At 55.6% G+C, this 25,532-nt stretch carries 22 protein-coding genes; 8 read left to right on the plus strand and 14 right to left on the minus strand.

The features are described 5' to 3' along the window. Positions 1-482: 482 nt before the first annotated feature. On the minus strand, positions 483-3,113 hold the full coding sequence (locus IEX74_RS20775) for a valine--tRNA ligase (RefSeq protein WP_188816079.1): 2,631 nt from the start codon (positions 3,111-3,113) through the stop codon (positions 483-485). Positions 3,114-3,359: 246 nt separating this feature from the next. Between IEX74_RS20775 and IEX74_RS20780 the strand changes: the two genes are divergently transcribed. After that, positions 3,360-4,316 carry a carbon-nitrogen hydrolase family protein gene (locus IEX74_RS20780; RefSeq protein WP_188815966.1) on the plus strand — a complete coding sequence of 319 codons (957 nt, stop codon included), beginning with the start codon at positions 3,360-3,362 and terminating at the stop codon, positions 4,314-4,316. Positions 4,317-4,393: 77 nt separating this feature from the next. Next, the gene (locus IEX74_RS20785) at positions 4,394-5,617 is read left to right on the plus strand and encodes an N-acetyl sugar amidotransferase (RefSeq protein WP_262892051.1); all 1,224 of its coding nucleotides are present in this window, start codon (positions 4,394-4,396) and stop codon (positions 5,615-5,617) included. Positions 5,618-5,829: 212 nt separating this feature from the next. Here IEX74_RS20785 and IEX74_RS20790 read toward each other — a convergent pair whose 3' ends face one another. Continuing rightward, positions 5,830-6,180, minus strand: a complete 351-nt coding sequence (locus IEX74_RS20790; protein ID WP_188815968.1) for a 4Fe-4S binding protein — start codon at positions 6,178-6,180, stop codon at positions 5,830-5,832. 256 nt (positions 6,181-6,436) lie between these two features. On the opposite strand from IEX74_RS20790, the gene IEX74_RS20795 reads away from it, so the two are divergent. The 3 genes from IEX74_RS20795 (at position 6,437) to IEX74_RS20805 (ending at position 8,428) form a co-directional block, all read left to right on the plus strand. Further along, a complete protein-coding gene (locus tag IEX74_RS20795) occupies positions 6,437-7,450 on the plus strand; it encodes an acyl-CoA reductase (RefSeq protein ID WP_188815969.1) in 1,014 nt (337 codons plus the stop codon). 117 nt (positions 7,451-7,567) lie between these two features. Next, positions 7,568-7,867, plus strand: coding sequence for a hypothetical protein (locus IEX74_RS20800; RefSeq protein WP_188815970.1), 300 nt, complete (start codon positions 7,568-7,570; stop codon positions 7,865-7,867). Positions 7,868-8,134: 267 nt separating this feature from the next. Next, on the plus strand, positions 8,135-8,428 hold the full coding sequence (locus tag IEX74_RS20805; RefSeq protein WP_188815971.1) for a hypothetical protein: 294 nt from the start codon (positions 8,135-8,137) through the stop codon (positions 8,426-8,428). A 128-nt stretch (positions 8,429-8,556) separates the two neighbouring features. Here IEX74_RS20805 and IEX74_RS20810 read toward each other — a convergent pair whose 3' ends face one another. Next, positions 8,557-9,432 carry a nucleoside phosphorylase gene (locus IEX74_RS20810; RefSeq protein WP_188815972.1) on the minus strand — a complete coding sequence of 292 codons (876 nt, stop codon included), beginning with the start codon at positions 9,430-9,432 and terminating at the stop codon, positions 8,557-8,559. A gap of 340 nt (positions 9,433-9,772) precedes the next feature. Between IEX74_RS20810 and IEX74_RS20815 the strand changes: the two genes are divergently transcribed. Further along, positions 9,773-10,348: a hypothetical protein gene (locus tag IEX74_RS20815; RefSeq protein ID WP_188815973.1), complete on the plus strand. Its 576-nt coding sequence runs from the start codon at positions 9,773-9,775 to the stop codon at positions 10,346-10,348. Positions 10,349-10,655: 307 nt separating this feature from the next. Here the strand turns inward: IEX74_RS20815 and IEX74_RS20820 are convergent, their stop codons facing one another. The 10 genes from IEX74_RS20820 to IEX74_RS20865 form a co-directional block, all read right to left on the minus strand. After that, positions 10,656-11,516, minus strand: coding sequence for an SDR family oxidoreductase (locus IEX74_RS20820; protein WP_188816081.1), 861 nt, complete (start codon positions 11,514-11,516; stop codon positions 10,656-10,658). A gap of 173 nt (positions 11,517-11,689) precedes the next feature. After that, complete coding sequence (locus tag IEX74_RS20825) at positions 11,690-12,556, minus strand: AraC family transcriptional regulator (protein WP_188815974.1); 867 nt, start codon at positions 12,554-12,556, stop codon at positions 11,690-11,692. A gap of 131 nt (positions 12,557-12,687) precedes the next feature. After that, positions 12,688-12,831: a hypothetical protein gene (locus IEX74_RS20830; protein WP_188815975.1), complete on the minus strand. Its 144-nt coding sequence runs from the start codon at positions 12,829-12,831 to the stop codon at positions 12,688-12,690. 113 nt (positions 12,832-12,944) lie between these two features. Then, positions 12,945-13,904 (minus strand): oxygen-dependent tRNA uridine(34) hydroxylase TrhO, encoded by a 960-nt coding sequence (gene trhO, locus IEX74_RS20835; protein WP_188815976.1) that lies wholly within the window; start codon positions 13,902-13,904, stop codon positions 12,945-12,947. Positions 13,905-13,991: 87 nt separating this feature from the next. Next, positions 13,992-14,624, minus strand: a complete 633-nt coding sequence (locus IEX74_RS20840; RefSeq protein ID WP_188815977.1) for a NeuD/PglB/VioB family sugar acetyltransferase — start codon at positions 14,622-14,624, stop codon at positions 13,992-13,994. A 100-nt stretch (positions 14,625-14,724) separates the two neighbouring features. Beyond that, entirely contained in the window at positions 14,725-15,978 is a 1,254-nt protein-coding gene (locus IEX74_RS20845; protein WP_188815978.1) for a hypothetical protein, read from the minus strand. Positions 15,979-15,986: 8 nt separating this feature from the next. Beyond that, positions 15,987-17,285 carry a DUF2851 family protein gene (locus IEX74_RS20850; RefSeq protein ID WP_188815979.1) on the minus strand — a complete coding sequence of 433 codons (1,299 nt, stop codon included), beginning with the start codon at positions 17,283-17,285 and terminating at the stop codon, positions 15,987-15,989. Between the two features lie 286 nt (positions 17,286-17,571). Beyond that, positions 17,572-18,216 carry an outer membrane lipoprotein periplasmic chaperone LolA1 gene (gene lolA1, locus IEX74_RS20855; RefSeq protein ID WP_188815980.1) on the minus strand — a complete coding sequence of 215 codons (645 nt, stop codon included), beginning with the start codon at positions 18,214-18,216 and terminating at the stop codon, positions 17,572-17,574. A 108-nt stretch (positions 18,217-18,324) separates the two neighbouring features. After that, positions 18,325-21,276 carry an FtsK/SpoIIIE family DNA translocase gene (locus IEX74_RS20860; protein WP_188815981.1) on the minus strand — a complete coding sequence of 984 codons (2,952 nt, stop codon included), beginning with the start codon at positions 21,274-21,276 and terminating at the stop codon, positions 18,325-18,327. Between the two features lie 181 nt (positions 21,277-21,457). Then, on the minus strand, positions 21,458-23,173 hold the full coding sequence (locus IEX74_RS20865) for a DUF6044 family protein (protein ID WP_188815982.1): 1,716 nt from the start codon (positions 23,171-23,173) through the stop codon (positions 21,458-21,460). Between the two features lie 282 nt (positions 23,174-23,455). Between IEX74_RS20865 and IEX74_RS20870 the strand changes: the two genes are divergently transcribed. Then, positions 23,456-23,872 (plus strand): hypothetical protein, encoded by a 417-nt coding sequence (locus IEX74_RS20870; protein WP_188815983.1) that lies wholly within the window; start codon positions 23,456-23,458, stop codon positions 23,870-23,872. Positions 23,873-23,946: 74 nt separating this feature from the next. Here IEX74_RS20870 and xerD read toward each other — a convergent pair whose 3' ends face one another. Then, positions 23,947-24,846 carry a site-specific tyrosine recombinase XerD gene (gene xerD, locus IEX74_RS20875; RefSeq protein WP_188815984.1) on the minus strand — a complete coding sequence of 300 codons (900 nt, stop codon included), beginning with the start codon at positions 24,844-24,846 and terminating at the stop codon, positions 23,947-23,949. 180 nt (positions 24,847-25,026) lie between these two features. Between xerD and aroQ the strand changes: the two genes are divergently transcribed. Continuing rightward, a complete protein-coding gene (gene aroQ / locus IEX74_RS20880) occupies positions 25,027-25,473 on the plus strand; it encodes a type II 3-dehydroquinate dehydratase (RefSeq protein WP_188815985.1) in 447 nt (148 codons plus the stop codon). Positions 25,474-25,532: the final 59 nt, after the last annotated feature.

Here is a 25,532-nt window from a genome sequence, read left to right on the forward strand (position 1 = left end):
TGGAATGCGAAAAAGGAAGACGGTAAATCAGCACTGGTTTTCTACAGCTTCAAAGAAACAAGGGAATGCTGTTTGGCTGCATATTTCGTAGCGAAATGTTCTCGCTTACTCTTAATCTCGTGAGTTTATCTCTCTTCTTTAGTAACTCCCTATCATGAGAAAAGTAGCCGTAATGACCTGTGTAGTATTACTTATACTAGCTCTGTCTACGGCGTTAGAACGCTATTTTCAGCGTCAAGCCAGCTTCACATTAGCCTACATATTCGCTTACCTTATACTTCTATGCTATTGCATGCTAATAGGAACAGTTCTGTTTGGACTGTCTGTAGATATCAGAGAGGGAATTCGAAATAGAAAAAAGCGGTAATGCTTCATCAGAGCCTTTTAACCTCCTCCTTACTTAGAAGAGCCACTGCTTAATAAAACAAGAAGGCCACCTAGGGTAAGGTGGCCTTCTTGCTTAGTGTTAATTTGTTACCAGCTTACAGCAAAGCTAGGCTTTGCTCCAGCGCCGCAATCTTCGCTTCGGCGTCGGCTTGCTTCTGCCGCTCGCGCTCAATCACGTCGGGCTTGGCGTTCTGCACAAACTTCTCGTTGCTGAGCTTTTTCATCACCGATTCCAGGAAGCCGCGGTTGTACTCGATTTCCTTTTCAATGCGAGCCCGCTCGGCCGCCAAGTCGATGTGGCCTTCAAGCGGAATAAAGAACTCGCTGGCGCCTTGCACGAAGCTCACCGCGCCAGTCAGTCCTTCGTGCACGAAACTGAGCTCACTCACGTTAGCTAGCTTCTTAATGATAGGCGCGTAAGCAGCTAGCAGTTCCTGCTCGTCCGTTTTGGCGGCTACCGCCAGCGGCTTGCTCGGGCCGATGTTCTTCTGGTTGCGCACGTTGCGAATGCCGGCTACTACGTCCAGCACCGTGGTCATGCGGCTGAGCACGTCGGCATTGCCCGCAACTGGCGTCAGCTTGGGCCAGGGCGCCACGCACACGTATTCCTTGGCACCGCGGGAAGCTAGCTCGTGCCACAGCTCTTCGGTGATGAAGGGCATGAACGGATGCAGCAGCTTCAGCAGCGTTTCGAAGTAGCCAATGGTGTGCTTGAGTGTCTCAGCGTCGATGGGCTGCTGGTAGGCGGGCTTCACCATCTCCAGGTACACCGAGCAGAAATCGTCCCACACAAGCTTGTACACCGTCAGCAGCGCATCGTTCATGCGGAACTTGTCGAAGTGCTCGTCGAGCTGCACCACCGTTTCCTGCAACCTAGCCCCGAACCATTCCACCGCTTTTTCACTGGCGAACGGCAGGTCCTGGCTTACCTCCCAGCCTTGCGTGAGGCGGAAGGCGTTCCAGAGCTTGTTGGTGAAGTTGCGGCCCTGCTCTACGAGTTTGATGTCGAAGAGCAAGTCGTTGCCGGCCGGCGCCGAGAACAGCATGCCGGTGCGCACACCATCGGCACCGTATTGCGCAATGAGGTCGAGCGGATCGGGCGAGTTGCCGAGCTGCTTGCTCATCTTGCGACCTAGGTCGTCGCGCACGATGCCGGTGAGATACACGTTTTTAAACGGCACTTCCTTGCGGTATTCCAGCCCCGCCATGATCATGCGTGCCACCCAGAAAAACAGGATTTCGGGCGCCGTTACGAGGTCATTGGTTGGGTAGAAATAGTTGACGTCGGCGTTGTCGGGGTCCTTGAACCCGTCGAACACCGAAATCGGCCACAGCCACGACGAAAACCACGTATCCAGCACGTCTTCGTCCTGGTGGATGTCGGCTAGACCTAGGTTTTCGTTGCCGGATTTCTGCTGAGCTAGCTTTAGTGCCTCGTCTTCGTTCAAAGCTACTACAAACGAGCCATCGGGCAGGTACCAGGCCGGAATGCGCTGACCCCACCACAGCTGGCGCGAAATGCACCAGTCGCGCACGTTCTCCATCCACACCCGGTACATGTTCTTGAACTTGGGCGGGTGCAGCTTGATTTCGTCAGTTTCGACAGCAGCTAGGGCAGGCTTTGCCATCTGGTCCATTTTGCAGAACCATTGCAGCGACAAGCGCGGCTCAATCACAGCGCCAGTACGCTCCGAGGTTTGCAGCACGCTGGCGTACTCCTCGATTTTGTCGAGCAGACCCGCTTCCTGCAAATCCTTGGCAATCTGCTTGCGGGCGGAAAAGCGGTCCTGGCCCACGTAGAGCACGGCTTTCTCGTTGAGCGTACCGTCGTCGTTCAGGATGTCGATAACGGCCAAGTTGTGCTTCAGTCCTAGCTCGTAGTCGTTCAGATCGTGGGCCGGCGTCACTTTCAGCGCACCCGTTCCGAAGTCAATGGCCACGTACTCATCCAGAATAATCGGGATTTCGCGACCGAGCAGCGGAATGCGGACCTTCTGGCCGTGCAGATGATTGTAGCGCTCATCGTTAGGATTCACCGCTACGGCTACGTCGGCCATGATGGTCTCGGGGCGCGACGTGGCAACGGTCAAGTATTGTCCTTCCTGCCCTACTACCTCATAGCGCAGGTGGTACATCTTGCCGGTTACGTCTTTGGCAATAACCTCCTCGTCGCTGATGGCGGTGCGGCCCTGCGGGTCCCAGTTTACCATGCGTACGCCGCGGTAGATCTGGCCTTTACGGTGCAGATCCACGAACACGCGCAGCACGGCTTCGGTCATTTCGGGCTCCATCGTGAAGCGCGTCCGGTCCCAGTCGCAGCTGGCACCTAGCTTTTTGAGCTGCTCCAGAATGATGCCGCCGTACTTTTCTTTCCAGTCCCAGGCATGCTTCAGGAACTCCTCGCGGGTGAGGTCGCGCTTGTTGATGCCTTGCTCTTTGAGCAACGCAACTACTTTAGCCTCAGTAGCAATAGAGGCATGGTCGGTACCGGGCACCCAGCACGCTTCTTTGCCTTGCATGCGGGCACGGCGCACCAGTACGTCCTGAATCGTATTGTTCAGCATGTGGCCCATGTGCAGCACGCCCGTCACGTTGGGCGGCGGAATGACCACAGAATAAGCAGGTTTGCGGGGGTTCGGTTTGGCTTTAAAAAAGCCTTGCTCCTGCCAGCGCTGGTACCATTTGGCTTCAACGTCGGCGGGCGTGTAGGTTTTGGCGAGGGCCATCGGCGGGTAAAATCGGTTCAGAATCACTACAAAAGTAGGCAATTCGGGGCGGGGTGGGAAACGCTAGCTGTTGAGGCCACTTAGCGAGAATCTCCAGGAGCCACTCCTGCCCTTTTCACTAATTGGGTAATATGTTTGTAGTATGCGAAAATGAACGCATGGTTTTTACTGCTGATTTCAGTATAATTATATCATTTCGTGATATTTTTGCATTGAGCCTTTTCTCCCCTCGTCTCTAAATTGCTTATGGCTCCACTTTTCTCGCTTCTCCGGAAAAAGTCTGTCGACGCTGCACCTAGCTCCACGGTCGCCCCGGCGCCGAGTGCCAGTACGTCGGTTGAAACTTCTACCGAAATACTGCGCATCGGCATGGGCCAGCTGCTGGTGGAAGGCGGCGAGCCCCAGCGCAACCTCGAACGGGCCGCCCGCATGATTGCCGAAGCCGCCGAACGGGGCTGCGACCTGGTGCTGCTACCCGAAACCCTCGACTTCGCCTGGACGCACCCGAGTGCTCTTACCGAGGCTCAACCCATTCCAGGTGCCTTCAGCAACCGGCTTTGCGAGGAAGCCATCAAGCACAACATCTACATCTGCGCGGGCCTGACGGAAAAGCTCAACGGCCGCAACTACAATACGGCGCTGCTCATCAACCCAGAAGGGGAAATTCTTGTTAAGTACCATAAGATCAACCTACTGTCAGTTGAGCAACCCTTCTATAGTGTTGGGCAAACGCTAAACGTAGTAGATACGCCGCTCGGCAAAATCGGCGTGAACGTGTGCGCCGATAACTACATCGACGGCTTGGCTATCGGGCACACGCTGGCCCGCATGGGCGCCGAGTTTATCCTGGCTCCCGCATCCTGGACGGTCGATTACTCCATCACCGAGGAGCACGACCCCTACCAGGAAAAGTGGGTTCGCCCGTTCAGCATTCTGGCCCAGCTCTATAACGTGGCGGTGGTAAGCACAACCTCCGTGGGTTACATTGTGGGCGGCCCCTACGAAGGCAAGAAAAGCATCGGCTGCTCGCTCGCCATCGACGCGAGCGGCATTCGGGCGCAGGGCACCTTCAATGAATTTGCCGGCGAGTTGGTAATCGCCGAAGTACCACGGCCTATCCGCAAGGAGCAGGGCACGGCTATTGGGGAAATGCTGAAGCGCAAAGGCTACCAGTTTGACCAGCTACCTAGGTCGCAGGCTTAACTTCACGCTCCGCAGATAATTTTTCACTTTCCTGTTCCTTTCCGCCCAACTTTCTCTCCTACCGTCACACCTTTACCATGCAGCAACCTTCACTTGGGGAACAGGCTTTAGCCAGTAAAGCACTTCATAGCAGCTCTAAGACAGCAGATTACCAGCGCTGCGTGCGCTGCATTATGGACACAACCGTGCCCGGCATTCATTTCGATAGTAAGGGCGAGTGCAACTTTTGCGGGCTGCACGACAAGATGGACCGCGCTTTCCCCCTAGGCGAAGCCGGCCGCCGGAAAGTGCAGGAGCTAGCCGACGACATCAAGCGCACCGGCAAAGGCAAAAAATACGACTGCGTACTAGGTGTGAGCGGTGGGCGCGACAGCTCATTTACGCTGTGGTATTGCGTTACGCAGCTCAAGCTGCGCCCGTTGGCCGTGCACTTCAACGACGGCTTCGGCAACCCTGTGGCGGGCGAAAATATGGTAAAAGCCTGCCGCAAGCTAGGGGTGGAAATGCGCACTATCACCTCCGACTGGCGCGAATCGAAGGATTTGAAGATTGTTTTCCTGAAGGCCTCCACGCCCGACATGGAGGAAGGCACCGACCTAGGTATTGCCACGGCCCTCTACGGCGTGGCGGCCAAAGAAGGCATTCAGCGCATCGTCATCGGGCAATCGTTCCGCACGGAAGGCATTGCACCACTTTCCTGGAACTATTTGGATGGCAAATACTTGAAGGCAGTGCACAAGCAATTCGGCACGGTGCCGCTGCGACCTTGGTCACCCAATGACCCCGGCTTCAACCTCGACCTGAAGGAAATGTTCTACTATGCCTTCCTGCGTCGTATCAAGACGGTCACGCTGCTCTACCACGTTGATTATGTGCGTGCTGACGTGGATGAGCTGCTAGAACGCGAGCTGGACTGGAAAAATCCCGGTGCCCACTACTTCGACGATCTGTATCAGAGCGTTATCTATTACCTGAACCGCACCAAGTTCAACATTGACCGGCGCTTGTTCAACTATTCGGCGCTGGTTCGCTCGGGTCAGATGTCGCGCGAAACGGCCTTGGAGCGCACCAGCCAAATCAACTCTATTGAGGACCAACGGGTTATTGATTTGTGCATCAAACGGCTAGGTCTCACCCGCGCCGAGTTCGACCAGATTGTGGCCACGCCGCCCAAAACCTTCCGCGATTATCCGAACAATTACTCCCTAATTCGCCTGTTGCGCTGGCCCATCAAAGTACTGAGCCAAGTGAGTCTGTTGCCAGAATCGGCATACGACAAGTACTTCAACTGCGGCACCTAGGTCTTTGGCGTGTAGGAACGCGCCGTGGCGCGTTCAATCGTTGAAGGATTTCGTTCGCTCAACTCAACTTCAACACACGTCCATGCAACACGCACAGGTCGTGCCATGCGGCCGTTCAACGACGAACACGCCGTGGCGCGTTCCTACAGCGAATAACAAAAAAGCCTTTCCGGAACTCGGAAAGGCTTTTTTGTTTATTAATACTGACCAACCTAGCTTGCTGCGTGCAGCCACTCTTTTTTAGCAACCAACTTCTCCTCCGACTCACGATAGTCGGGGTCGTCGACGCAGCAATCGACGGGGCACACAGCGGCGCACTGAGGCTCTTCGTGGAAGCCCACGCACTCGGTGCATTTATCGGAGACGATGTAGTAGTACTCGTCCGAAACAGGGGTTTGGGGGGCAGTGCCGGCCACTACCTGACCGCCATCTACCTCGACTTGCTTCAATGTGGTGCCATCGGCCCAGCGCCACTGCGCGCCGCCTTCGTAAATAGCGGTGTTGGGGCATTCAGGTTCGCAGGCACCGCAGTTGATGCACTCGTCCGTTATCATGATGGCCATAGCCGTTTTCCTCTGGTTTAGTAGGTGAATGACGATAAATACGTAGAAAAGGCGAGCATGGCCCGGCCTGAATAGGCAAAAGTAGAAACTAAGCTGTAGCCTTGCGAGCTATTCAGCAATTTTAAGGGCTGAATAATGGACATTGTGACCGAAATAGCTGTTAGCAGTGACGCGTGATGCTGCGAATTGCTCTTGAGGTCTCGTACTGTCACTCCTTCCATTCAACACTCAACACTTAGCATTCAACATTTCCCTGATGACTCATTCCGACCGCCTCGCTGCTTTTGTGGCCCTGGGGCGCCGTTTAGAACAGCTTACCGACGAAGAAGTAACAACGCTTGCCGCCCGTGCGCGCAACACCAATGCCTGGTTTGATGCGCCTAACGTCACGGCGGCGCTGCGCGGCATTGCCGATCTGCTGGCGGAAGAGCCGTTGCGCCAATGGGCGGCCCGCTACCCGGCCGAACCTAGCACCCCGCGCCGCGTGGGCGTAGTTATGGCCGGCAACATTCCTTTCGTCGGGTTTCACGATTTAATGTGCGTGCTGCTCAGCGGCCACCAGCTACTCGCTAAGCCCAGCGCCGAGGATACTGTGCTCATGCGCTGGCTGGCCGAGGAGCTGGTACGCCTGGAGCCCCGCTTCGCCGAGCGTATGGCCTTCGTGCCGCGCCTCAACGACGCCGACGCTTTCATTGCTACCGGCTCCGATAACACCGCCCGCTACTTCGAGTATTATTTCGGCAAGAAACCTAACCTCATCCGGCGCAATCGCACCAGTCTGGCCGTGCTGACGGGTGAGGAAACCCGCGAAGCACTGGCCAACCTAGGTCCGGATATTTTCCGGTACTATGGCCTGGGTTGCCGCAACGTATCCAAGCTTTTTGTGCCGGAGGGCTACGATTTCACCCCGTTGCTGGACGGCCTGCAACCGTGGCACGACGTGCTCAACCACCACAAGTACCAGAACAACTACGACTACAACAAGAGCATTCTGCTGGTCAACCGCGTGCCGCACTTCGACACAGGTTTCCTGCTGCTCACCGAGAACCCGCCGCTCGTCTCGCCGATTTCGGTGGTCCACTACGGCACGTACTCGGACACGGCCGACCTGACTGCGCAACTCGCGGCGGTAGCGCCTCAAACCCAATGCATCGTCTCGGATAATGGCTGGTACGCGGGCAGCTTTGCGTTCGGGCAGGCCCAGCACCCCGGCGTGGGCGATTACGCCGATGGCGTCGATACAATGGCCTTTTTGGCGGGAATGGCGTAATTAAAAACCGAAACCTAGGTCCAGGTGTTCCACTCACGTTGGTGATCAGGCCTTTGGGTTAGTTTCTTTCACTTTCACCTGCTTCTTTTTCACAACGGTTTTTGTCCCTGTTAGTCTATGCAACCTATTGAACAACAAGATGTAGAGCTTGTCGAGAAAGAAAACATTCCGACCCTGCACTTTCCCTACGATGATGTTTTACCTGACCCGGAGGCTCAGAAGTTGCGTCGTTCTGAGGCCGAGCGCGCTACCTCTCTCGGCAACGCGTACCACAACAAAGTAATCATCTACTTTCAAACCGACGACGGCGCCACCAAATGCGTGAACACCTCCGTCTGGGCCACGCACGAGGAATATATCACGCTCAAATCGGGCATTACCATTCCCTTGCGGGCGATTCTGGGCTTCACCTTTTAGGCCACTCAGGCCAGGTAGTACTGCCACTCGTAGCAGGCTGAGGCACCAGCAAAGTAAGGCTGTAGTCTATCATTGGATTGTAACTAGCCAAGGGCTATTGCAGCTAAGAACCCTTAGCCGCAATAGCCTTTTTTAGCTCAAACGCAGCCTATAGCCACCAAACCGCCACATTGAATAATTATATTTTTTATACATTATGAATATTGTTTAGATTAAATATTACTTTCATTTTAGCAGGAAATAATCCACCTTTTATTCCTGCCCAACATGCATACCTTGCCCAATGAAGTGGTCACCAAAGAAGCCATTTCAACGCTCCGCTTTCCTTCTCACGATGTTCTCTCTACAGTAATTGAGCGCCAGCAAAGACGCTGGCAGGCCGAGCGGGCTACTACGTTAGGCAATGGTTATCAGAGCAAAGTAGATATTTACTTTCAAACGGTTGATGGCTTAACCAAGCGCATCCACACCACCGTTTGGGCCAGCGACGCAGAATATCTCTCGCTAAAATCGGGCAAGGCGCTACCACTTCGCGCCGTGCTAGGCTTTGATTTTTACTAAGGTCAACAACCAGATTCCAACCTAGGTCATAGTATAACTATTACAACAAACCCCAGGATGCGAGCTAAAATAGCTCGCATCCTGGGGTTTGTTGTTTTTCCTGTATTCAGGAAGAGGCTACAGCGCTGCTACACCCGATCCAGCGTTTTGACGATCAAATCGTTTACAACCGCTTCCGAATCGGTGGCAAACTCGCCGGTGGCCCGGTTGGCTACAATGGCGTTTAGGGAGGTTACTTCGTGGCCCAGCATCCGGCATAAGGCATAATAGCCAGCGGTTTCCATTTCGAAATTGGTGAGCCGGAACTCCCCTTCGGCGCTTTCGTAGCGGAAGTTCTGGAAGCGGCTGATCAGGTCGGGCTGGCGCAGGTCGAGGCGCAGCACGCGGCCTTGCGGACCGTAGAAACCGGGGCAGGTGAGCGTATTGCCCACAAACATACCGGCGCCTAGCTGCTCGCGAAGCAGGTCGGAGCCGCGCACGCAGTACGGGCGGTAATCGAGGCCCAGGGCCTGCTGCACGCCGGTGCCTACCTCCACTTCGAGCCCCGTTTCGACTAGCGGGTAGAACTGCATCAGCGAATCCAGCCCCACGGCGTGCTCCGTGACCAGGTGCGAGCCCACCGGAATATCGGCCTGCAAGGCGCCGCTCGTGCCCACCCGAATGATGCGCAACGCAATGCGCTCTTCATGCGGCCGCAGCGTGCGCGTCACGAAGTCGATGTTGACCAGTGCATCCAGTTCATTGAGCAGAATATCAATGTTATCCGTGCCCATGCCGGTGCTGATAACGGTGAGGCGTTTGCCCTTGTAGTAGCCCACATGCGTCACAAACTCGCGCTTGTGAATCTGGGTTTCGATGGAGTCGAAGTGCTGACTTACCAGCGCCACCCGCGCTGGGTCGCCAACGGTGATGATGGTGTCGGAAATATGATCGGGCAGCAGGTTGAGGTGGTAGATGCTGCCGTCGCGGTTGAGAATCAACTCCGAATCGGGTATTGCGGTCATATTGGCTGCGGATTAGTAGGCTACAACGTACGGGTAAGCCAAGCAACGGTTTTGGTGTTGCTTGCCGCGGGTAAATGTACAGGTTGGGGCTAAACTAAGTGCGCGAACAGCTAAACGCATACTTGTCCGCTTTTTATGTAATGCTCCTTCGACGTGCTAACTAAGGCTAGCGCTTGCTTTATCTTAAAGCGAGAACAGTAGTGAAAAAGTCACCGGAATAGCTGTATACTTTGCAAAGAACCTAGGTATTTTCTTATTCAAACATCTAGTGCTAATGATCAGACGAGCACACAGATACTTCTTAATAAGCATTGTTTTCTGGCTCCTGTTTTCCTGCCAATTGCAAGCTCAGTCAAAGGTAAAAAGCACACCCTTGCATGTATTCTTCCAGCAGAACTTTGACAGCACCATCATCTACCATGTAGGCTCGAACTGGAATAATTCGCCCCATTATTTGATCATAGCTAAGCACAAGGAGCGTGTTTACTTTTTCACCTATATCAGCCCTTACCGTCATTTGCGAGGCGCTTATTATCCGGGCAATCTACCCCTAAAGATTATGCGAGCAGAATCCACCTTCCAAGCCACCGCTCCCGACACCAACCGTTACTTTTTGCCTAGACCACTTTCATCAGACACTCTTCTTCGTGCTTGGCAGTTACTAAATCTGCCTCATTTATGGCTTATAAAAGATGAACGTGAAACTCCAACGTCAAGACGAGGCTGTACTGTGATAATGGATGGAGATGAAAATACTTTATACCTAATTGATAAGCAGACTATCAAGGCAGTCGACTTTTATACACCTGATGATGAGGGCTGTGAGGAACAAGACCCAAACAGGCAGCAGGTTGTTAAGGTTAGAGACACGTTACTTATGCTTCTTAAGCAGTGGAATAGGCAATGGCAATGGTAGTTTTACGTAACGAAAATGCAACAGCCTCTATGACGTTTCGCAAGACGTCGTAGAGGCTGTTGCATTTTGTCGTTTCCTTGATCAGCGAACGTTACGACTGCACTTACGGAGCTCAGTATAAAAACAGTTCTTGCTCTGGATTGTAGTTGTTGCTCAGCTTCGGGTACGTACCCATACAATCGTATGGGAGTTTGTTGGGGTGCTGCTGGCACGTTTTGGAGCAGATACATTGAAAGTTGCAGTTGCAGGAACCTAGGTTCAGGCCCCCGCAACATACTGAACTAAGCTCCACCGAATACCTAGGTGCTTATAGGTTAAAGATTGTTTTTACTCCTTCTATCAGAGTGCTCGGTTTGCGCCCCAGTAGCTGTTCCAGATCGGAGCGCACGATTTCCTCCTGCCCATTTTTGATGTCAGTCATGAAGCCTACAATGCGCTGAATGACGATAGCCGGCAGGCCACGGGCGTGTAGTCGTTGCTCAAACTCAGCGGTTTCCAATGGGGTGTAGGCCACTGGCTTGCCGGAGAGAGTAGTCAGGGCGGCGGCTACGTCGTGGAAGGAATAGGCTTCGCTGCCGGTGAGATAGTAGGTTTTAGTATTGCAGCTGCTATCCAGCAAGGTGTGCGCAATGGCTTCCCCCATCTCGCTGCGCAAAGCATACGCTACCTTGCCCTCACCCGCGGGCAGGCCAATGCCGGTGGTCAGTACGTGCGGGCCGGTAAACTGCGGCAGCGCCTCCATGTACAGGATGTTGCGGAACAAAACGTAGGCTAGGCCGCTGGCTTTGATGTAGTCTTCCGTCTGAAAGTGCCGCACCATCAACTGGTTAGTAAGCGAGTCAGGATCTTTCAAGGCGCGACTGGTGTAGGCCAGGCACTGCACGCCGGCTTGGCGGGCGGCATCTACTACGTTGTAGTGCTGCTGAAGGGCATCGTCGTCTCCACCACCCGATATCAGGAGCACTTTGGTTATGCCCTGCATCGCTCGTTGCAGCGAAGCCAGGTCGCGGTAATCGCCCACACGAATGCTTATACCCTGGGCTTGCAGGTCAGCGGCTTTGTCGGGGTCGCGCACCAAGGCAGCTAGGTTATCAGGAGCCGTTTTGCTGGCTAGCGTCTGTAGCACGGCCCGGCCGAGGTGCCCGGTAGCACCAGTTACCAAAATCATACGAACAATCTTATCTGGTTGAACATGAGTTCGCAACACCGCCTCCGCTACTTGCTGCACGGCCGATGGCAAGTAGTGGAGCATCTGGTGTTGCACCAGCAAAGTTCATAGTTGGCCTACCCGCCGGACATAGCCAGAAGGCGGCAGGATTTGGCTAAATGGCGGCAATCAACCTAGCCTTGCTTATAGGCGGTAGGCGAAAGCCCCGTGCTCTTTTTGAAGAACCGGCTAAAGGCAAACTGATCGGCAAAATGCAGCTTATCCGCTATCTGGTGCATCGGCAGCGTGGTTGTCTGCAACAAGGTTTTAGCTTCCAGCACCACGGCTTCGGCTATCAGGTCGCTGGCGGTTTTCCCGGTTACTTCCCGCACCATTTCCGTCAGGTGCTTCGGCGTGACGCAGAGCTTATCGGCATAAAATGCCACGTTGCGCGCCAACGCGCTATGCGCCTGAAGCAAGTGCTTGAACGCCGTTGTCAGCTCCTGGCCCCTGGGTTGCGCGACGGGGCGCGGGGCGGGCATTTGGTCGTACAAAGCGCCAATCTCATACAGCAGCCCATTGATGATATTCTTGACGATTTCCCGGCGGTTCGCGTGCGGGGTACGGTATTTCTGCTGTAGAAAACGGAAGGAAGCGGCAATGTTCGCGGCCTCCGGGGCCGAAAGGGGCAGCACGTACGCCGTCGGGTTCAGCAGAAAACCTAGCTTTCCGACGTGGGCGTTGTTGGCCGTGATAAAGTCGCTGCTGAAAAAGACCGAGAGCGTTTCGTAGTCGTCGGCGATGTGCGTCCACTGCTTGATGATGTGGGGCGTAACCAGCACCAGGCAGCCGGGGCGCACAACGGAGGTTTGCAGGTTGACTTTCAGCTCGGCCTTTCCGCGCAGGCAGAGGCTGATTTTGTAGTAGTCGCTGCGGTAGGGAATGGTAATGGGCGCAACTGCCTTACCCCCAGCATGATACTCAGGGCAAAAGACCTCCGTAGCCGCCTCGTCGTAGTCAGCAAACATGCGCAGATGATATGTCGGAATATGATCATTCATAGCACATGGCCGGCACAGGAGGACATTTATACTGTAAGGTAACTGGTAAAAGTCAAAGAGCCGTGGCTTTCGCCACGGCTCTTTTTACAGCTGTAGGAGCTATAATTGGTCGGTGCTCCTGCCAACCTAGCTTATTCAGCGGCCGGCTGCGACTGGAACTTCTTGATAATCTTCTGTTCCTGCTCGGCTTGCTTGGCAGCAATTTGCGCGCGCTGTTCCGCCGTGCGTTCGGTGCCCAGGCTTTCAAGCTGCTTTTGGATTTCGGCAGCGGTCAAATCCTTGACGTACAACGGCGTGCCGGGCTGCTGCCGCCACGACTCGTGCAGGCTGCCGCCGTCTACGGGGTCAAAACCTAGGTCGTCGCCGAATATTTGCGCCCGCCGAAGCCCTACGTCGTAAGCTTCGGTGCCCGGTACGAAAGCAGCCCTTGCTCCGGGTTGTAGTTGTTGCTGAGCTTCGGATACGTGCCGGTACCGTCGTATGGGCGCTTATCCGGGTGTTGCTGGCAGGTTTCGGAGCAGGCGCCGGCTAACTTTTCGCCGCAGCTCTCGCACATTGCCAGGTGGGCGTTGCAGTGCGGATTGGCGCAGTTAATCATCCGCGCCGAGGGCGTGTGGCAGTGGTGGCACTTCGAGATAATCGTGGGGTTGACGCTGTTTACGTCCACGGCTACGCGGCCGTCGAACACGTAGCACTTGCCCTCAAAATCTTCGCCACCCGCCTCCAAGCCGTACTTGATAATGCCGCCGTGGAGCTGGTACACGTTCTCGAAGCCCTTCTCCAGCAGGTAGGCACTGGCCTTTTCGCACTTGATGCCGCCCGTGCAGTACGTGAGGATCTTCTTGTCTTTGTACTGGGCTAGCTCATCTACTTTATCCGGAAACTCGCGAAAGTTCTCGATATCCAAGGTCACGGCGTTTTTGAAGCGACCTAGCTCGTGCTCGTAGTCGGAGCGCACGTCCAGAATCACGACGTCGTCCTGGTCCTTCATATCGCGGAACTCCTGCGGCGACAGGTGAATGCCGGTGCGCTCGTAAGGCTTGATTTCGGGCAGGCCAACGTGCACGATTTCCGGCTTCACCCGCACGTGCAGCTTCTGAAACGTGTGCGTTTCGGAAGGCTCTATCTTGAATTCGAGCGCCGCAAACCTAGGGTCGGCCTTCACAATGCGCATGTACTCTTCACAATCGGCCGTGAGGCCCGACACGGTGCCATTCAACCCCTCCGGTGCCACGATGATACGACCCAACAGGTTCAGGCGCAGGCACAAGCGGTGATGTTCCTCCCGGAAAGCCTCTACATCGTCGATGGGCGTGTAGCAGTAATAAAGCAGAACGCGGTAATCCATAAAACAATGAGCAATTATCAATGAGCAATGAGCAATTAGTCAGGCTTGTACACCTTTAATTGCTCATTGCTCATTGTTCATTGATAATTAAACTTTAGCGGCGGGGTTGCCGAACACCGTCTGGTTGGCGGGCACGTCAGCTACGACAACGGAACCGGCCCCGATGCGAGCTTTACTCCCGATTTTCACGCCTGCCACAACTACAGCGCCGGCTCCGATAAAGGCTTGTTCGCCTACTGTAACCCCGGCATTGAGAATTGCGCCGGCACCTAGCTGTGCGTAGTCACCTAGCTCGGCGCGCACATCCACCACGGCATTCGGACCAATGATGCAGCCGTTGCCCACTTTCGTGTTGCTGGAAACCACCGCGTTGGCGCCCACCAGAATACCGTGCCCCAGCCAGGCATGTTCCGATACACTGCCACGGGCGTGAATAGCATTGACGGGCGCCACCTGGTATTCGTCGTGGAGCATGCTGGTAAGGCTGCGGCGGCTGGCCGTATCTTCGGTCGCCACAAACACTTCGCATTTCTTGCCCAGCAGCTTCAACAGCTCTTTGTCGTCGGTGTTGCCCATCACAGGCACATCGTTGAGCTCGGTATTTTGGAGCTTGGCGTCATCGTCGAGCAGGCAATACACCACCACGTCGTTGCTGAGAAACGCGTCGAGGGCGGTAGTGCCTACGTTTTGAGCGCCCAGAATAATAACAGGATTTTCCATGCGGAGAAGCGAACAGCCGCTGAGCGGCCGGTTTTTGAACTGCAAAGATAGGCTCTGAGCCGGCCAGGGCCAAGCCTGGCGCTAGTGGGTCCGTAACACCTTATCGGAACCAGCGGTTCAGCCAACGCGCTGCGTACGCATTCTGGAACAACAGAAAGAGCAAAAAAGGCAGCAGCACGGCCCGATATCGATTGAGCGTACCTAGGTTGGGCGTACTCAGCCCCAGCAAAACCGCCAGTACAATGCAATAAAACAACAGGCCTACCACCAATGCGAATGGCAACGCTCCACTCCTGCCCTGCAGCAGCGCCACGCTGGCCACCACCAGCACCACTAGCAAGACCATGTTTTCAAGTCCGGCGGCAATGTACGCCGGGTCATGGTACTCCCAGGGCCATGGCCGCATCAGGGTATAACCAATGGCAAGCGGCGCATTACGGGCAATGCTGGCACCGGTAGGCGCTAGATCATTGAACTCAATATGAGGCCGTTCGAGGGACGTAGCTCGCAGGTCGGAGTAGTTGCGGATGAGCTGGCTGGTAAACTTATTGAAGCGAAACGCCGGGATAACTTCGCCAGCGGCCCAGGCACCCCCGCTCAATATCAGCGCCATTAGCACTACCTGCCCCCAGCGGCTTCGGGCGCCACCCAACTGCTGCACCAGCCGCACTACACCCAGGGCTACCAAGGCTCCCAACAGTAATGCGGCAAAGAAAAACCGCATCTTAAAGAAAAGTATTGCCAGTATTATTATCCACAAACCCAGCAACCTAGGCTGCTGAGCAGTGCCGTAATACCAGCGCAGCACCAACGCCAGCAACCACGCTGAGCTGCCCACCAGCAGGCTTTCCTTCGTGAGACCCGACGACCAGTAGAGCACCGTGGGCCACAGCAAAAAAGCGAGGATAGTGGCGCCACGTGGTGTTTGCGGGAAGACTTGTTCTATTGTTCGCACCAACTGCCAGCAACCCACAAAGCAAAACAGGCTGAGATACAGCACATTCAATAACACATGTCCCAACGAAAGCAAGTTAAGAGCGGAGAGCAGCTTGATAAGGAAGAATGTGTTGGAGAAGCCGTGGTAGATGAGCTGATGCCCTTCAAACAAAAACGTGTCGCTACTCATAGTTTGCAGCCAGGCGCTGGGGGCTGCCCAAAGCTGCTCCGTCAGCACACGCGCCCACGATTGAAAGAACACCGCATCGGCGCTCAACCGCTGCCACGATATCACGCCGACACCTAGCTTCAGCAGGAGCAGCGGCACCAACCAGATCCGCAATGTGGGCTGCTGGTATTGGGTACGCAGCCAACGGCCCAGGGCTAGCAGCAGCGCCGCATTTAGCAGAAGAGCCAATACTATTTTCACCGGAGCACTTTGTTTTGCCGTAGTACGTGGCTGCCGATGGCGCACCGCAAGCAGTGACGCGGCTCGCAGTAGCTCCGCCCCAAGGCCAGCAGCCCCTGCGAATCAGCGGCACTGCGGTGGCTGAAATTCAGTGCCTCGTACGGCTCGGTTAGGTGGTTGCGCTCGGCAGGAAGTTGGTTGAGCAACGCCACTGCGCTTTCTGTAAGCTCGGGCTGGCCCACATAGCGCGCATAGGCTACCCGCAGCGGCACAACTACATTAGTGACAAGTAATTGCGCGCTGCTCCGACCTAGGATGGGCACTTTGCCTGTGCGCCCCGGCCGATAATGTTCGCGCCAGTACTCCGACAAAGGTGCCGCGAAAAATTGCTCCAGCGTCAGCACGTCGGCGGCGGTGAGCAGAGCATCAAATAAGGTGGGCCGAGCATGCAGCAGGGCAGCAAACTGCGAGAGGCGTACCGTCGGGAAATTAGCGGGTCGTAGCCGCAGGAAGTTCCAAGCGTGTACGGGCAAGGCAGAGGAAGCTAGGTTGTACTTGTGAGCCAGAAACATATACTCGTTTCGCAAGCCTGTAATATAGCTGTCGGTTTCCGTTTCAGCCGCTTCTCCCAAGAAACCAGCTTGCCCGAATACTAACGCTTCCAACTGCCTTACATCGTGGCGATGCCGCCGTACGATATTCAACGGCAACGCTTTAGCTAAACGAGCAAGAGACTCGCTGTTCTTTTGGAACCCAAATGCGGTGGCCAACGCGTGGTACGCTGTAGCTTCCCAATCAGCTCCGAGCTGCTGGTGCAAGGCTTCAATTCCCGCCGCTTTCTGCTCCACCCGTTCCAGCAAGGCCCTTTCGACCATCATAGCCCGCGTGATGCCCGGCACCTGCATCAGAAATGGGGCGCACGGCAGCGCGGTTGGTGGCGCGCTTAGCAGCCTTTGGTAGCGCTGTAGCAACTCGGGAGCTAGGCGCGAGGCCAAAGCTAGGGTCGGCACCAGCGTACCATTTGTGCGCCGCACGGCATGGTCGGCGGTGTATACTACGTGCAGCACTACCTGGTCGTATTTGGGGTCGATTTGGTGTTGGTGGCGCGCCCAATCGGAGGCGCTCAGGTGAATTTCCACGGCTCCGTTCCACTCCACCTCCCCTATTTGCAGCCGCGCACCCAGGAAGTCGGGGCCGGCGTCGGCGTTGCGGTTACCGGGGCGCAAAACGGTGATGATTTCGCCTGCTTCCGTTTGTAAATCAGTTTTATCGAAGTATTGATGCTGCCAGATATAGTGTAGGAAATCTTCTTGCATAGAGGATAAACGAAGTATTATTTGTGGCGTTAAGCTAGGTTCTTCTGTCATTCCGAGCAGCGCGAGGAACCTGAGCAATTTGTTGTAGCTGCTACCTCAGATTTCTCGTCTCTGCTTGATGCGCAGAATGCTCGAAATGACAAGAAGTTTACTTAAGCTTCAAAGCTTGGGCCTAATTTTCACAAGCGCCTAAAAAGCTAGCGCGACATACCTAGGTCCTGTATAAACCAAACCAGCCCGCCCTCACACGAAGTGAAAGCGGGCCGGACAAATCGTCAGCGACAACCTAGCGTAGGTCAATCACCTTTACGCCTTTGTACTTAGCCTTGTCAAAGGCAAATGTGTTGGCATCAACGGGCGGATTAGCCTGGAACTTCTTGATAGACACCGTGTAGCGATTGCCATTTTTTTTGAACATCTTCCAGCTTTTCACCGATTTATCGGTTTTGCTTACCGTCATGCGCACTTTATAGATCTGGTTCGTGCGGTCTTCGGGCGAGAGTTCGATTACGTCGCAGGGCTCACCGGCTTCTTTGGTTTCCTGCACGTAGGTGTACTTGTAGCCTTTCTTGTAGAGCGTGTAGATCTGGGAAGGCGAAATATCCTGCTCATCCGGGTCGTAATCGGAGATATTCACCTCATTCTCAGCCTTCATGTAGGTCCACACGGTTTTGCCGTTGTTGATGACCTCCTGGCCGTTCATTTTGAGGTGATACTTCTGACCGCTCACGGTAATATCACCGCTCATGTTGTCTTTTACCTTCGCCGCGTCGTTTTCCAGCGTCTGCGTGAAGGTAGCTTTGAAAGCATTCAGCGCCTGATATTTAGCGCTCATCTGATCCAGAATCTTACCTGCTTTAGGGTCCTGCTGCGCTGAGGCCGACGTCATCAGGGAAGCCGAGAGCAGGAGCAGGGCGATGGTTTTCTTCATTACAAAAGGGTGGTGTTGCTAAGTAAGTAGTAAGACATCAACAAGGAGGCATTCGTTTAAAACAGAACAGTCAACCGAAGCCTTCAAGGTATGTTTCTGTACTTACTTCTAACTTTTCGAAAGATTATTCAATAACTGTTCCAAACTATACTCGTCCGGAATAAGCACTTCGCGGGCTTTGCTGCCCTCAAAGGGTCCTACGATACCGGCGTGCTCAAGTTGGTCGATCAGGCGGCCGGCCCGATTATAACCTAACTTCAAGCGGCGCTGCAACAGGGAAGTACTACCCTGCTGGTGCGTAACAATCACACGCGCAGCCTCTTCGAACATGCTGTCGCGGTCTGTGGGGTCAAAGTCTTCGCCGCCACCGTTGCCGCCGTCTTCGCCGGCCACTTCGGGCAGCGCGTAGGCATCTGGGTAGCCCTGCTGCTCGCCGATGTAGTCGCAAAGGCGGTCTACTTCGGGTGTGTCGATGAAGGCGCACTGCACGCGAATCAGGTCGGAACCGGCCGAAAACAGCATGTCGCCCTGACCGACAAGCTGGTCGGCACCGCCCGTGTCGAGGATGGTACGCGAGTCGATCTTAGAAGTTACTTTGAAGGAAATGCGGCAGGGGAAATTTGCCTTGATGATACCCGTAATGACGTTCACCGAAGGACGCTGCGTAGCCACAATGAGGTGAATACCAATGGCTCGGGCAAGCTGGGCGAGGCGGGCAATCGGCGTTTCGACCTCCTTGCCGGCCGTCATCATCAGGTCGGCCAATTCGTCGATGACCAGCACGATGAAGGGCATGAAGCGGTGGCCTTTCTTCGGGTTCAGCCGGCGCTCCACAAACTTGCGGTTGTACTCTTTGAGGTTGCGGCAGCCGGCATCTTTCAGCAGATCGTAGCGCCGGTCCATTTCCATGCACAACGAATTCAGCGTGTTCACCACCTTCTTGGTGTCGGTGATGATGGCTTCTTCGGTGTCGGGCAGCTTGGCCAGGAAGTGACGCTCGATTTTGTTGAAGATGCTCAGCTCCACCTTCTTCGGGTCCACGAGCACAAACTTCAACTGCGACGGATGGCGCTTGTAGAGCAACGACGCCAGAATCACGTTCAGGCCCACCGACTTACCCTGACCGGTAGCACCGGCCATGAGCAAGTGCGGCATTTTAGCTAGGTCGGCCACGAACACTTCGTTGGTGATGGTGCGACCGAACGCTACCGGCAGGTCCATTTCGGTGTTCACGAACTTATCCGTGCTGAATACCGAGCGAATGCTCACCATCTCCTTTTTCGTGTTCGGCACCTCGATACCGATGGTGCCTTTGCCCGGAATCGGGGCGATGATACGAATACCTAGGGCTGCTAAGCTCAGGGCAATATCATCTTCCAGGCTCTTGATTTTGGAGATTCGCACCCCGGCATCCGGCACGATTTCGTAGAGCGTCACCGTTGGGCCGATAGTGGCTTTGATGCTAGCGATATTGATGCCGTAGTGACCTAGGGTCTCCACGATGCGGTCTTTGTTGGCTTCCAGCTCTTCTTTGCTCACTTGGGCCTTGGCGGCTCCGTAATCATTGAGCAGCTCCAGGGTTGGATACTGGTAGCGCGGCAGGTCCAGCGTCGGGTCGTAGTTGACCGTGGGCATGGTTTCAGCTTCCTCGTCGGCTTCGGCAATAGCGGCCATATCAGCACCAGCAGCGGGGTCCAGCTCGCCGGGCGTGCTTTCGATTTCCAGGGCTGGCGTAGGTGCTTCACGCACAGTTAGCGTAGGCGAAGGAGCCGGCAAGGGTGCATCCGGATCGGCCAGGTCTGCTAACGACAGCGGCGTGGGCACGCGGGAAGGCACCGCAACCGGCGGCTCCGCTACGGGTGCTTCGATGGAAAAGCTAGGTCCGCTGGTGGTGGCGACCTTGGCAGCAGCTGCGGCGGTTGTAAGTGCGGCCGCAGCCGGCGCTACCGTCAGCGGAACCACCGCTGCACCAGCGGCAACTGCCGCCGCAACGGGTGCCGTCGTATCGACGCTGACGCTTAGTGCAGGCTTCGCTATGGGGCCAGTTGCCACCATCGGTACGTCCTGCTCATCGTCAGCATCTTCGTCTTCCTCTTCTTCCTCAAGCTGCGCTTGCGGGCGAGCAGGTGCAGCCGGAGCGGCGACGGGGCCTACGCGGCGCAGCGTCATACCGAGCGGGGCTGCTTCCTCTTCTTCGTCCTCCTCTTCAAGGGAAGCCGTAGGGTTAGCAGCATGATTTACACCTAGGCCATTACGCTCGTATGTATCCTGATAATCAACCTCCTCATCCTCAAGACCAGAGCGGTGCAGATTCAGACTCGTTACGTTGAAGAAGAACACTACGAAGGAAATCAGCAGGAACGCCAGCAGCAGCACCGTGCCCCAGCCAATGAGGCTATCAAGCCAAAGGGCCGTCTCGTAGCCGATGCCACCGCTCAGGAAATCAAGGCTATGTGCCAGGCCAGAGTCGCCATCGGGTGCTTCCAGCGACAGGACGACGTAGCCCAGCAGCACGCTCAGCCACACCATCGTAAACAAGCACAGGGCCAGCACGTAGCTCAACGACAACCCAGGGCGCCGGAACACAATCTTGTAGCCCAGGAAGAACACAATGGGAATGACGGCGAAAGCTGCCACACCGAAGCCTTTGTAAATCAGGACCTGCGCCATGAACGCGCCGACCAGCCCCAGCCAGTTGCCGGACTCCTGCCCCGCTTCCTTCACCTGCGTATTGCTCAGGCCTTCTACCACGCTTTGGTCGGAGTGCCCGGTGAACACAAACGACACGAACGCAATAGTCAGGTACATAGAGCCTAACAGGAAGAAGAAGCCCAGAAAAAGCTGAAAGCGCCGGTCGCGCAGGAAGCCAAACAGCCCACTGAACGACACCGTGGGCAGCTTCAGGGGGCGGCGCGGTGGCTTGGCAGCTTTTGCGGCGGCTTTTGCGGCCGCAGGTCGCTGACTGGCTTCGTTGCGCCGGGGCTCACGTACGGGCTCCTCCGCGGGTCGCGCGGCAGCGCGCGATGGGCGGGGCTCGTTGCCACGAGCAGGCGGAGTCATATTTTGTTTGTATGTATTTTTAGCCATTCTCACGCACCAAAAGGCCAAATCTAGCTATTTCCGGTGAGATGGTGAGTTGGTGAAATAGTGAGTTATCCAGCAATAGGTTGGGAAGTTTACTACTTACCTAACCTAGCTCATCTGGAACATCAAACCTTCTATTCACAAACGCACCATTTCACTACTTCACCTCATAAAGATACACCTGCCAGTACGCCATTGGGTCATGGAACTCGCGCAGTAGGCGCAGACCGCTGCGCACCGGAGTGGCAAGCCGCACGGCCGATAGTACATAGCGCCCACCCATCTGGCGGAAAGCAGCGGCATCAAACGCAAAATCTTGTACTGTACGGTGAGATAACGCGCCGACGCGGAAATTCTTGCCTAGCTCGGCGGCCATCAGATAGCAGCGGTTGCCCCAGGCATCGAAGTACGTACGCAGCACGGCGCTCTTGGCCAGCTCGCCCGCAATCAGGGGGCGGAACTGGTGTTTGTACGGCAGCGGGTAATTGTTCTGGTAGCTGTCCAGCGTGTAGAAGCCGTTGAGTTGGGCAACACTAGGCGGCAAACCCAGGCAAGCCACGCGGTATTGGGCGGGCTCCTCCCCTGTTTGCTGCTGAATACTGTTTTGAATTTCAGCGAACAAAGCTGGTGCTACAAAGGCTTTGTAGCTAGGTTCATTAGTGCGGGCACGACCAACTAGTATGCACAGGTTTGCCAGCCATTCGGTGTTCATCGCTAAGCCAATAAGCAGTTGAAATGTCACCAACGCCATGCGCAACCTAGCATTGAGCAGCCGCCGCAGACAAAACACCAGCACCACAAACCACAGCAAAGGCGTCAGGAAATGAAAGCGGCTCAGGTTGAAGGTGCGCAAGGCAGGCACTTGGTTTTGTACCACCGCTACAAGCTGGGGATAAAATCCGCAGAACACCGCCAAGCAACCTAGCCCGATCAGCAGCGGCACCAGCTCGCGGCGTAAGGAGCGGCGCGCGGCAGCAGACGCCGTAAATAGCGCCGCACCAATGCCCAGCAGCGCCGCGCCCCGGAAGAAAAGGCTAGCATGATATTGCCCCATGAAGAAGTAGAGCGCGGCGCTCTTCAGTCCAGCTTTCCAGCCATGCGGACCTAGCTGACCTAAGTCGAACTCCAAGCGGTGCGGCACAAACTGCTTGGCAATCAGCAAGGAGTAGAACAATGGGTATTCCACAACCAGGAACATAATCGTCAGCAAGGCCAGGCCGGCCACCAGGCGCCACGCCACTCGCCGCTTCTGCCACACGTCCCAGAGCAGCAGCACAAACGCGCCGGCCACCACAAACGCGCCGGCCAAGACAAACATCGACCACAGCGGAAACAGAATCAGCAGGAGCCAGTCGGTCCAGTGGCCGGGGCCGCGCCGTAGGTTCAGCAAAGCCAGCAGCACCCACGGCTGCCCCAGCACTGATACGCCATAAATTGGGTAAATCGGCAGCACGGCCCAGGCCAGACCTAGGCCAGCGGCCAGCCAGCGGCTCTGCGCGGTTGCGTCGGGCAGAAAGTGCCGCCGCAGCAGCGCGTACATGCCCAGCAACCCGATCAGGCGCACCAGCACCTCGTGCGCCAGGTAGGCCCACAACGGTGAGAGAGCGGCAAACAGCGGCATCGTCAGGCTCAGACCCGAGCGCAACGCATTGCGGGGCAGGCCATTCATGATGGGCGGCACCACGGCGTCAGATCGGTAGTCGAGGGCTAGGTGATGGCGCGTGAGCAGGTATGGAATGCTGATTTCTGTGTCCAGATTATCATCGATGGTGATGTAGCTCTGCGGGCCGAGCACCAGCCAGGGCAGCAGAAAAAGCAGCAGCCCCAGCAGCGCAACAACCAGCGGCGATGAAAAACGGGAAGAAAAAGGCATACAACAGCAGGTTGGGGCAAAGGTAACAGGCGGCTCCGAGCTGCCTGCTGCGCTCCTCAGAAGTTCCCGTTGAGCTTACATTTCATAATCTGACCAGTACTTTTAACCCACAATTGCCGGCTTTCGACCTAGGTCGCGACTTTCCGGTTTTCTTTGTTTCTGCTGCTCAGTGCTATACCTGAATCATTGGGCTGCCAACGTCCGTGCCCGCGTACACTCGTTCTCAGCTACTACCATAAACTAAGTAAAGCACAAAGCTGTAAACAGCTTTTAGTTATCACTATGTTTCAACATATACTCACCTTCGCCAATCCGCAGGACGTCTGCATCAATGAATATGACGAGGCAAATGGCTGGCTGCGCGCTACCTGGCGGGGCTTCGTCAACAACCAGGATGCCACCAAAGGCGCTAGCAAAACCCTGGAAGTCATGGAAATCACCCATGCGCCTTGCCTGCTGAACGACAACAGTCAGATCGTCGGGCCGTGGTTCGATTCGGTGGAATGGCTGGAGCGCGTGTGGGTGCCGCAGGCGGCAAAGCTAGGTCTGCGCTACATCGCCCACGTAATGCCGCCCGATGCCAACGCCGACATCACTACCGTTGCCATCCGCCACCCCGACCAGATTCCGTTTGAGCTGCAAATATTCCGGCAGGTAGCCGAAGCCGAAGAATGGCTCCACACCTGCCAGGAGCGGTGAGGTGGTGAGTGGTGAGGTGTCTTCTAAGTGATGGACGAGTTAAACATCAAATTCACCACTCACCACCTCACCACTCAGCTACGCGGGTGAAACTCCGTGATTACCTGCTTGAGATAATCACGGTCGAGGTGGGTGTAGATTTCGGTGGTCGTGATGCTTTCGTGACCTAGCATTTCCTGCACGGCCCGCAGGTCGGCGCCGCCTTCGATGAGGTGCGTGGCAAACGAATGGCGGAACGTGTGCGGGCTGATGGTCTTGCGGATGCCGGCTTTGGTCGCTAAGTCTTTGATAATGTTGAAGATCATGATGCGCGAGAGGCCCGTGCCGCGCTTGTTCAGAAAGACGGTGTCTTCGTGGCCGGGCTTGATGTCGAGGTGCGTGCGCACGCCGGTGAGGTAGAAACCTAGGTGCTTGAGCGCATCGCGACCGATGGGCACGAGGCGCTCCTTGTTGCCCTTGCCGGTCACGCGCACGAAACCCTGGTCGGCGTAGAGGTTGGAGAGGCGCAGCTCCGTCAATTCCGACACGCGCAAGCCCGACGAGTAGAGCACTTCCAGGATGGCCCGATTGCGGGTGCCTTCATTGGTACTCAGGTCCACGGCCTCCAGCATCTGCGTAATTTCCTCGTAGCTCAGCGTGTCGGGCAGCTTACGGCCGATCTTGGGCGCTTCCAGCGTATCAGTCGGATCGAGCAGCAGTAGGTCCTCCATAATCAAGAAGTTATAGAAGGCTTTGATACCCGATAGCGTGCGAGCCTGGCTGGTGGCGCTCATACCTAGCTCGCCGAGCCACGCCAGAAAATCGCGCAGCAAGCGCGTGGTTACCTTTTCAGGACCGGCGGACAATTTTGAAATTTCCAGGTACTGCCGCAGCTTGCTGATGTCGCGCACGTAGGCCTCCACCGAGTTAGGCGACAACGATTTTTCGAGCTGCAAATAGCCTTCGAATTGCTTGATGCTGACGGACCAGTTCACTTGGGGAGAAGTTAGAGGTTGGCAAAGGTCGGTGAACCTTGCTAAAGGTTTAGAAAAACCTAGCTCCAAAATTTCTGTTCAACGACCTTTGCCACCTAGGTTTCATCTACTCCGGGAGAACAGCCAGCCTCCTATTTCTCAGCTCCCAACTCCTAGCTCCTAGCTCCTTCCAAAAAGCACATGCAAATCCTGATCATCAACGGCCCGAACCTCAATCTGCTCGGACGGCGCGAGCCGGGCATCTACGGCACCCGCTCTTTCGACAGCTACCTCCCTGAGCTTCAAGAGGCTTTCCCCGATATCCAGCTCGAATATTTCCAAAGCAACCACGAAGGCGAACTGCTCGACAAGCTGCACGAAGTGGGCTTCACCTACCACGGCATCGTGCTGAACGCCGGCGCCTTCACCCACACCAGCCTAGCCCTCGCCGATGCCATTGCGGCCATTGCCACGCCGGTCGTAGAAGTTCACCTATCCAACGTAGCCGCCCGCGAAGAATTCCGGCAGCACAGCTACATCAGCCGCGTGTGCGTGGGCACTATCACGGGTTTCAAGCTGGACAGCTACCGACTGGCCCTACACTATTTCGAGGGTCTCCGCCCTAAGCGTGTGGGCTTTAAAGTGTGAGGTGGTAAGGTGGTGAAATGGTGAGGTAGTGAGTTTATGAGTCCACCTAGGTCTGATTG

Origin of the sequence: Hymenobacter cavernae, assembly GCF_014641455.1 — a bacterium.
Taxonomy (GTDB): domain Bacteria; phylum Bacteroidota; class Bacteroidia; order Cytophagales; family Hymenobacteraceae; genus Hymenobacter; species Hymenobacter cavernae.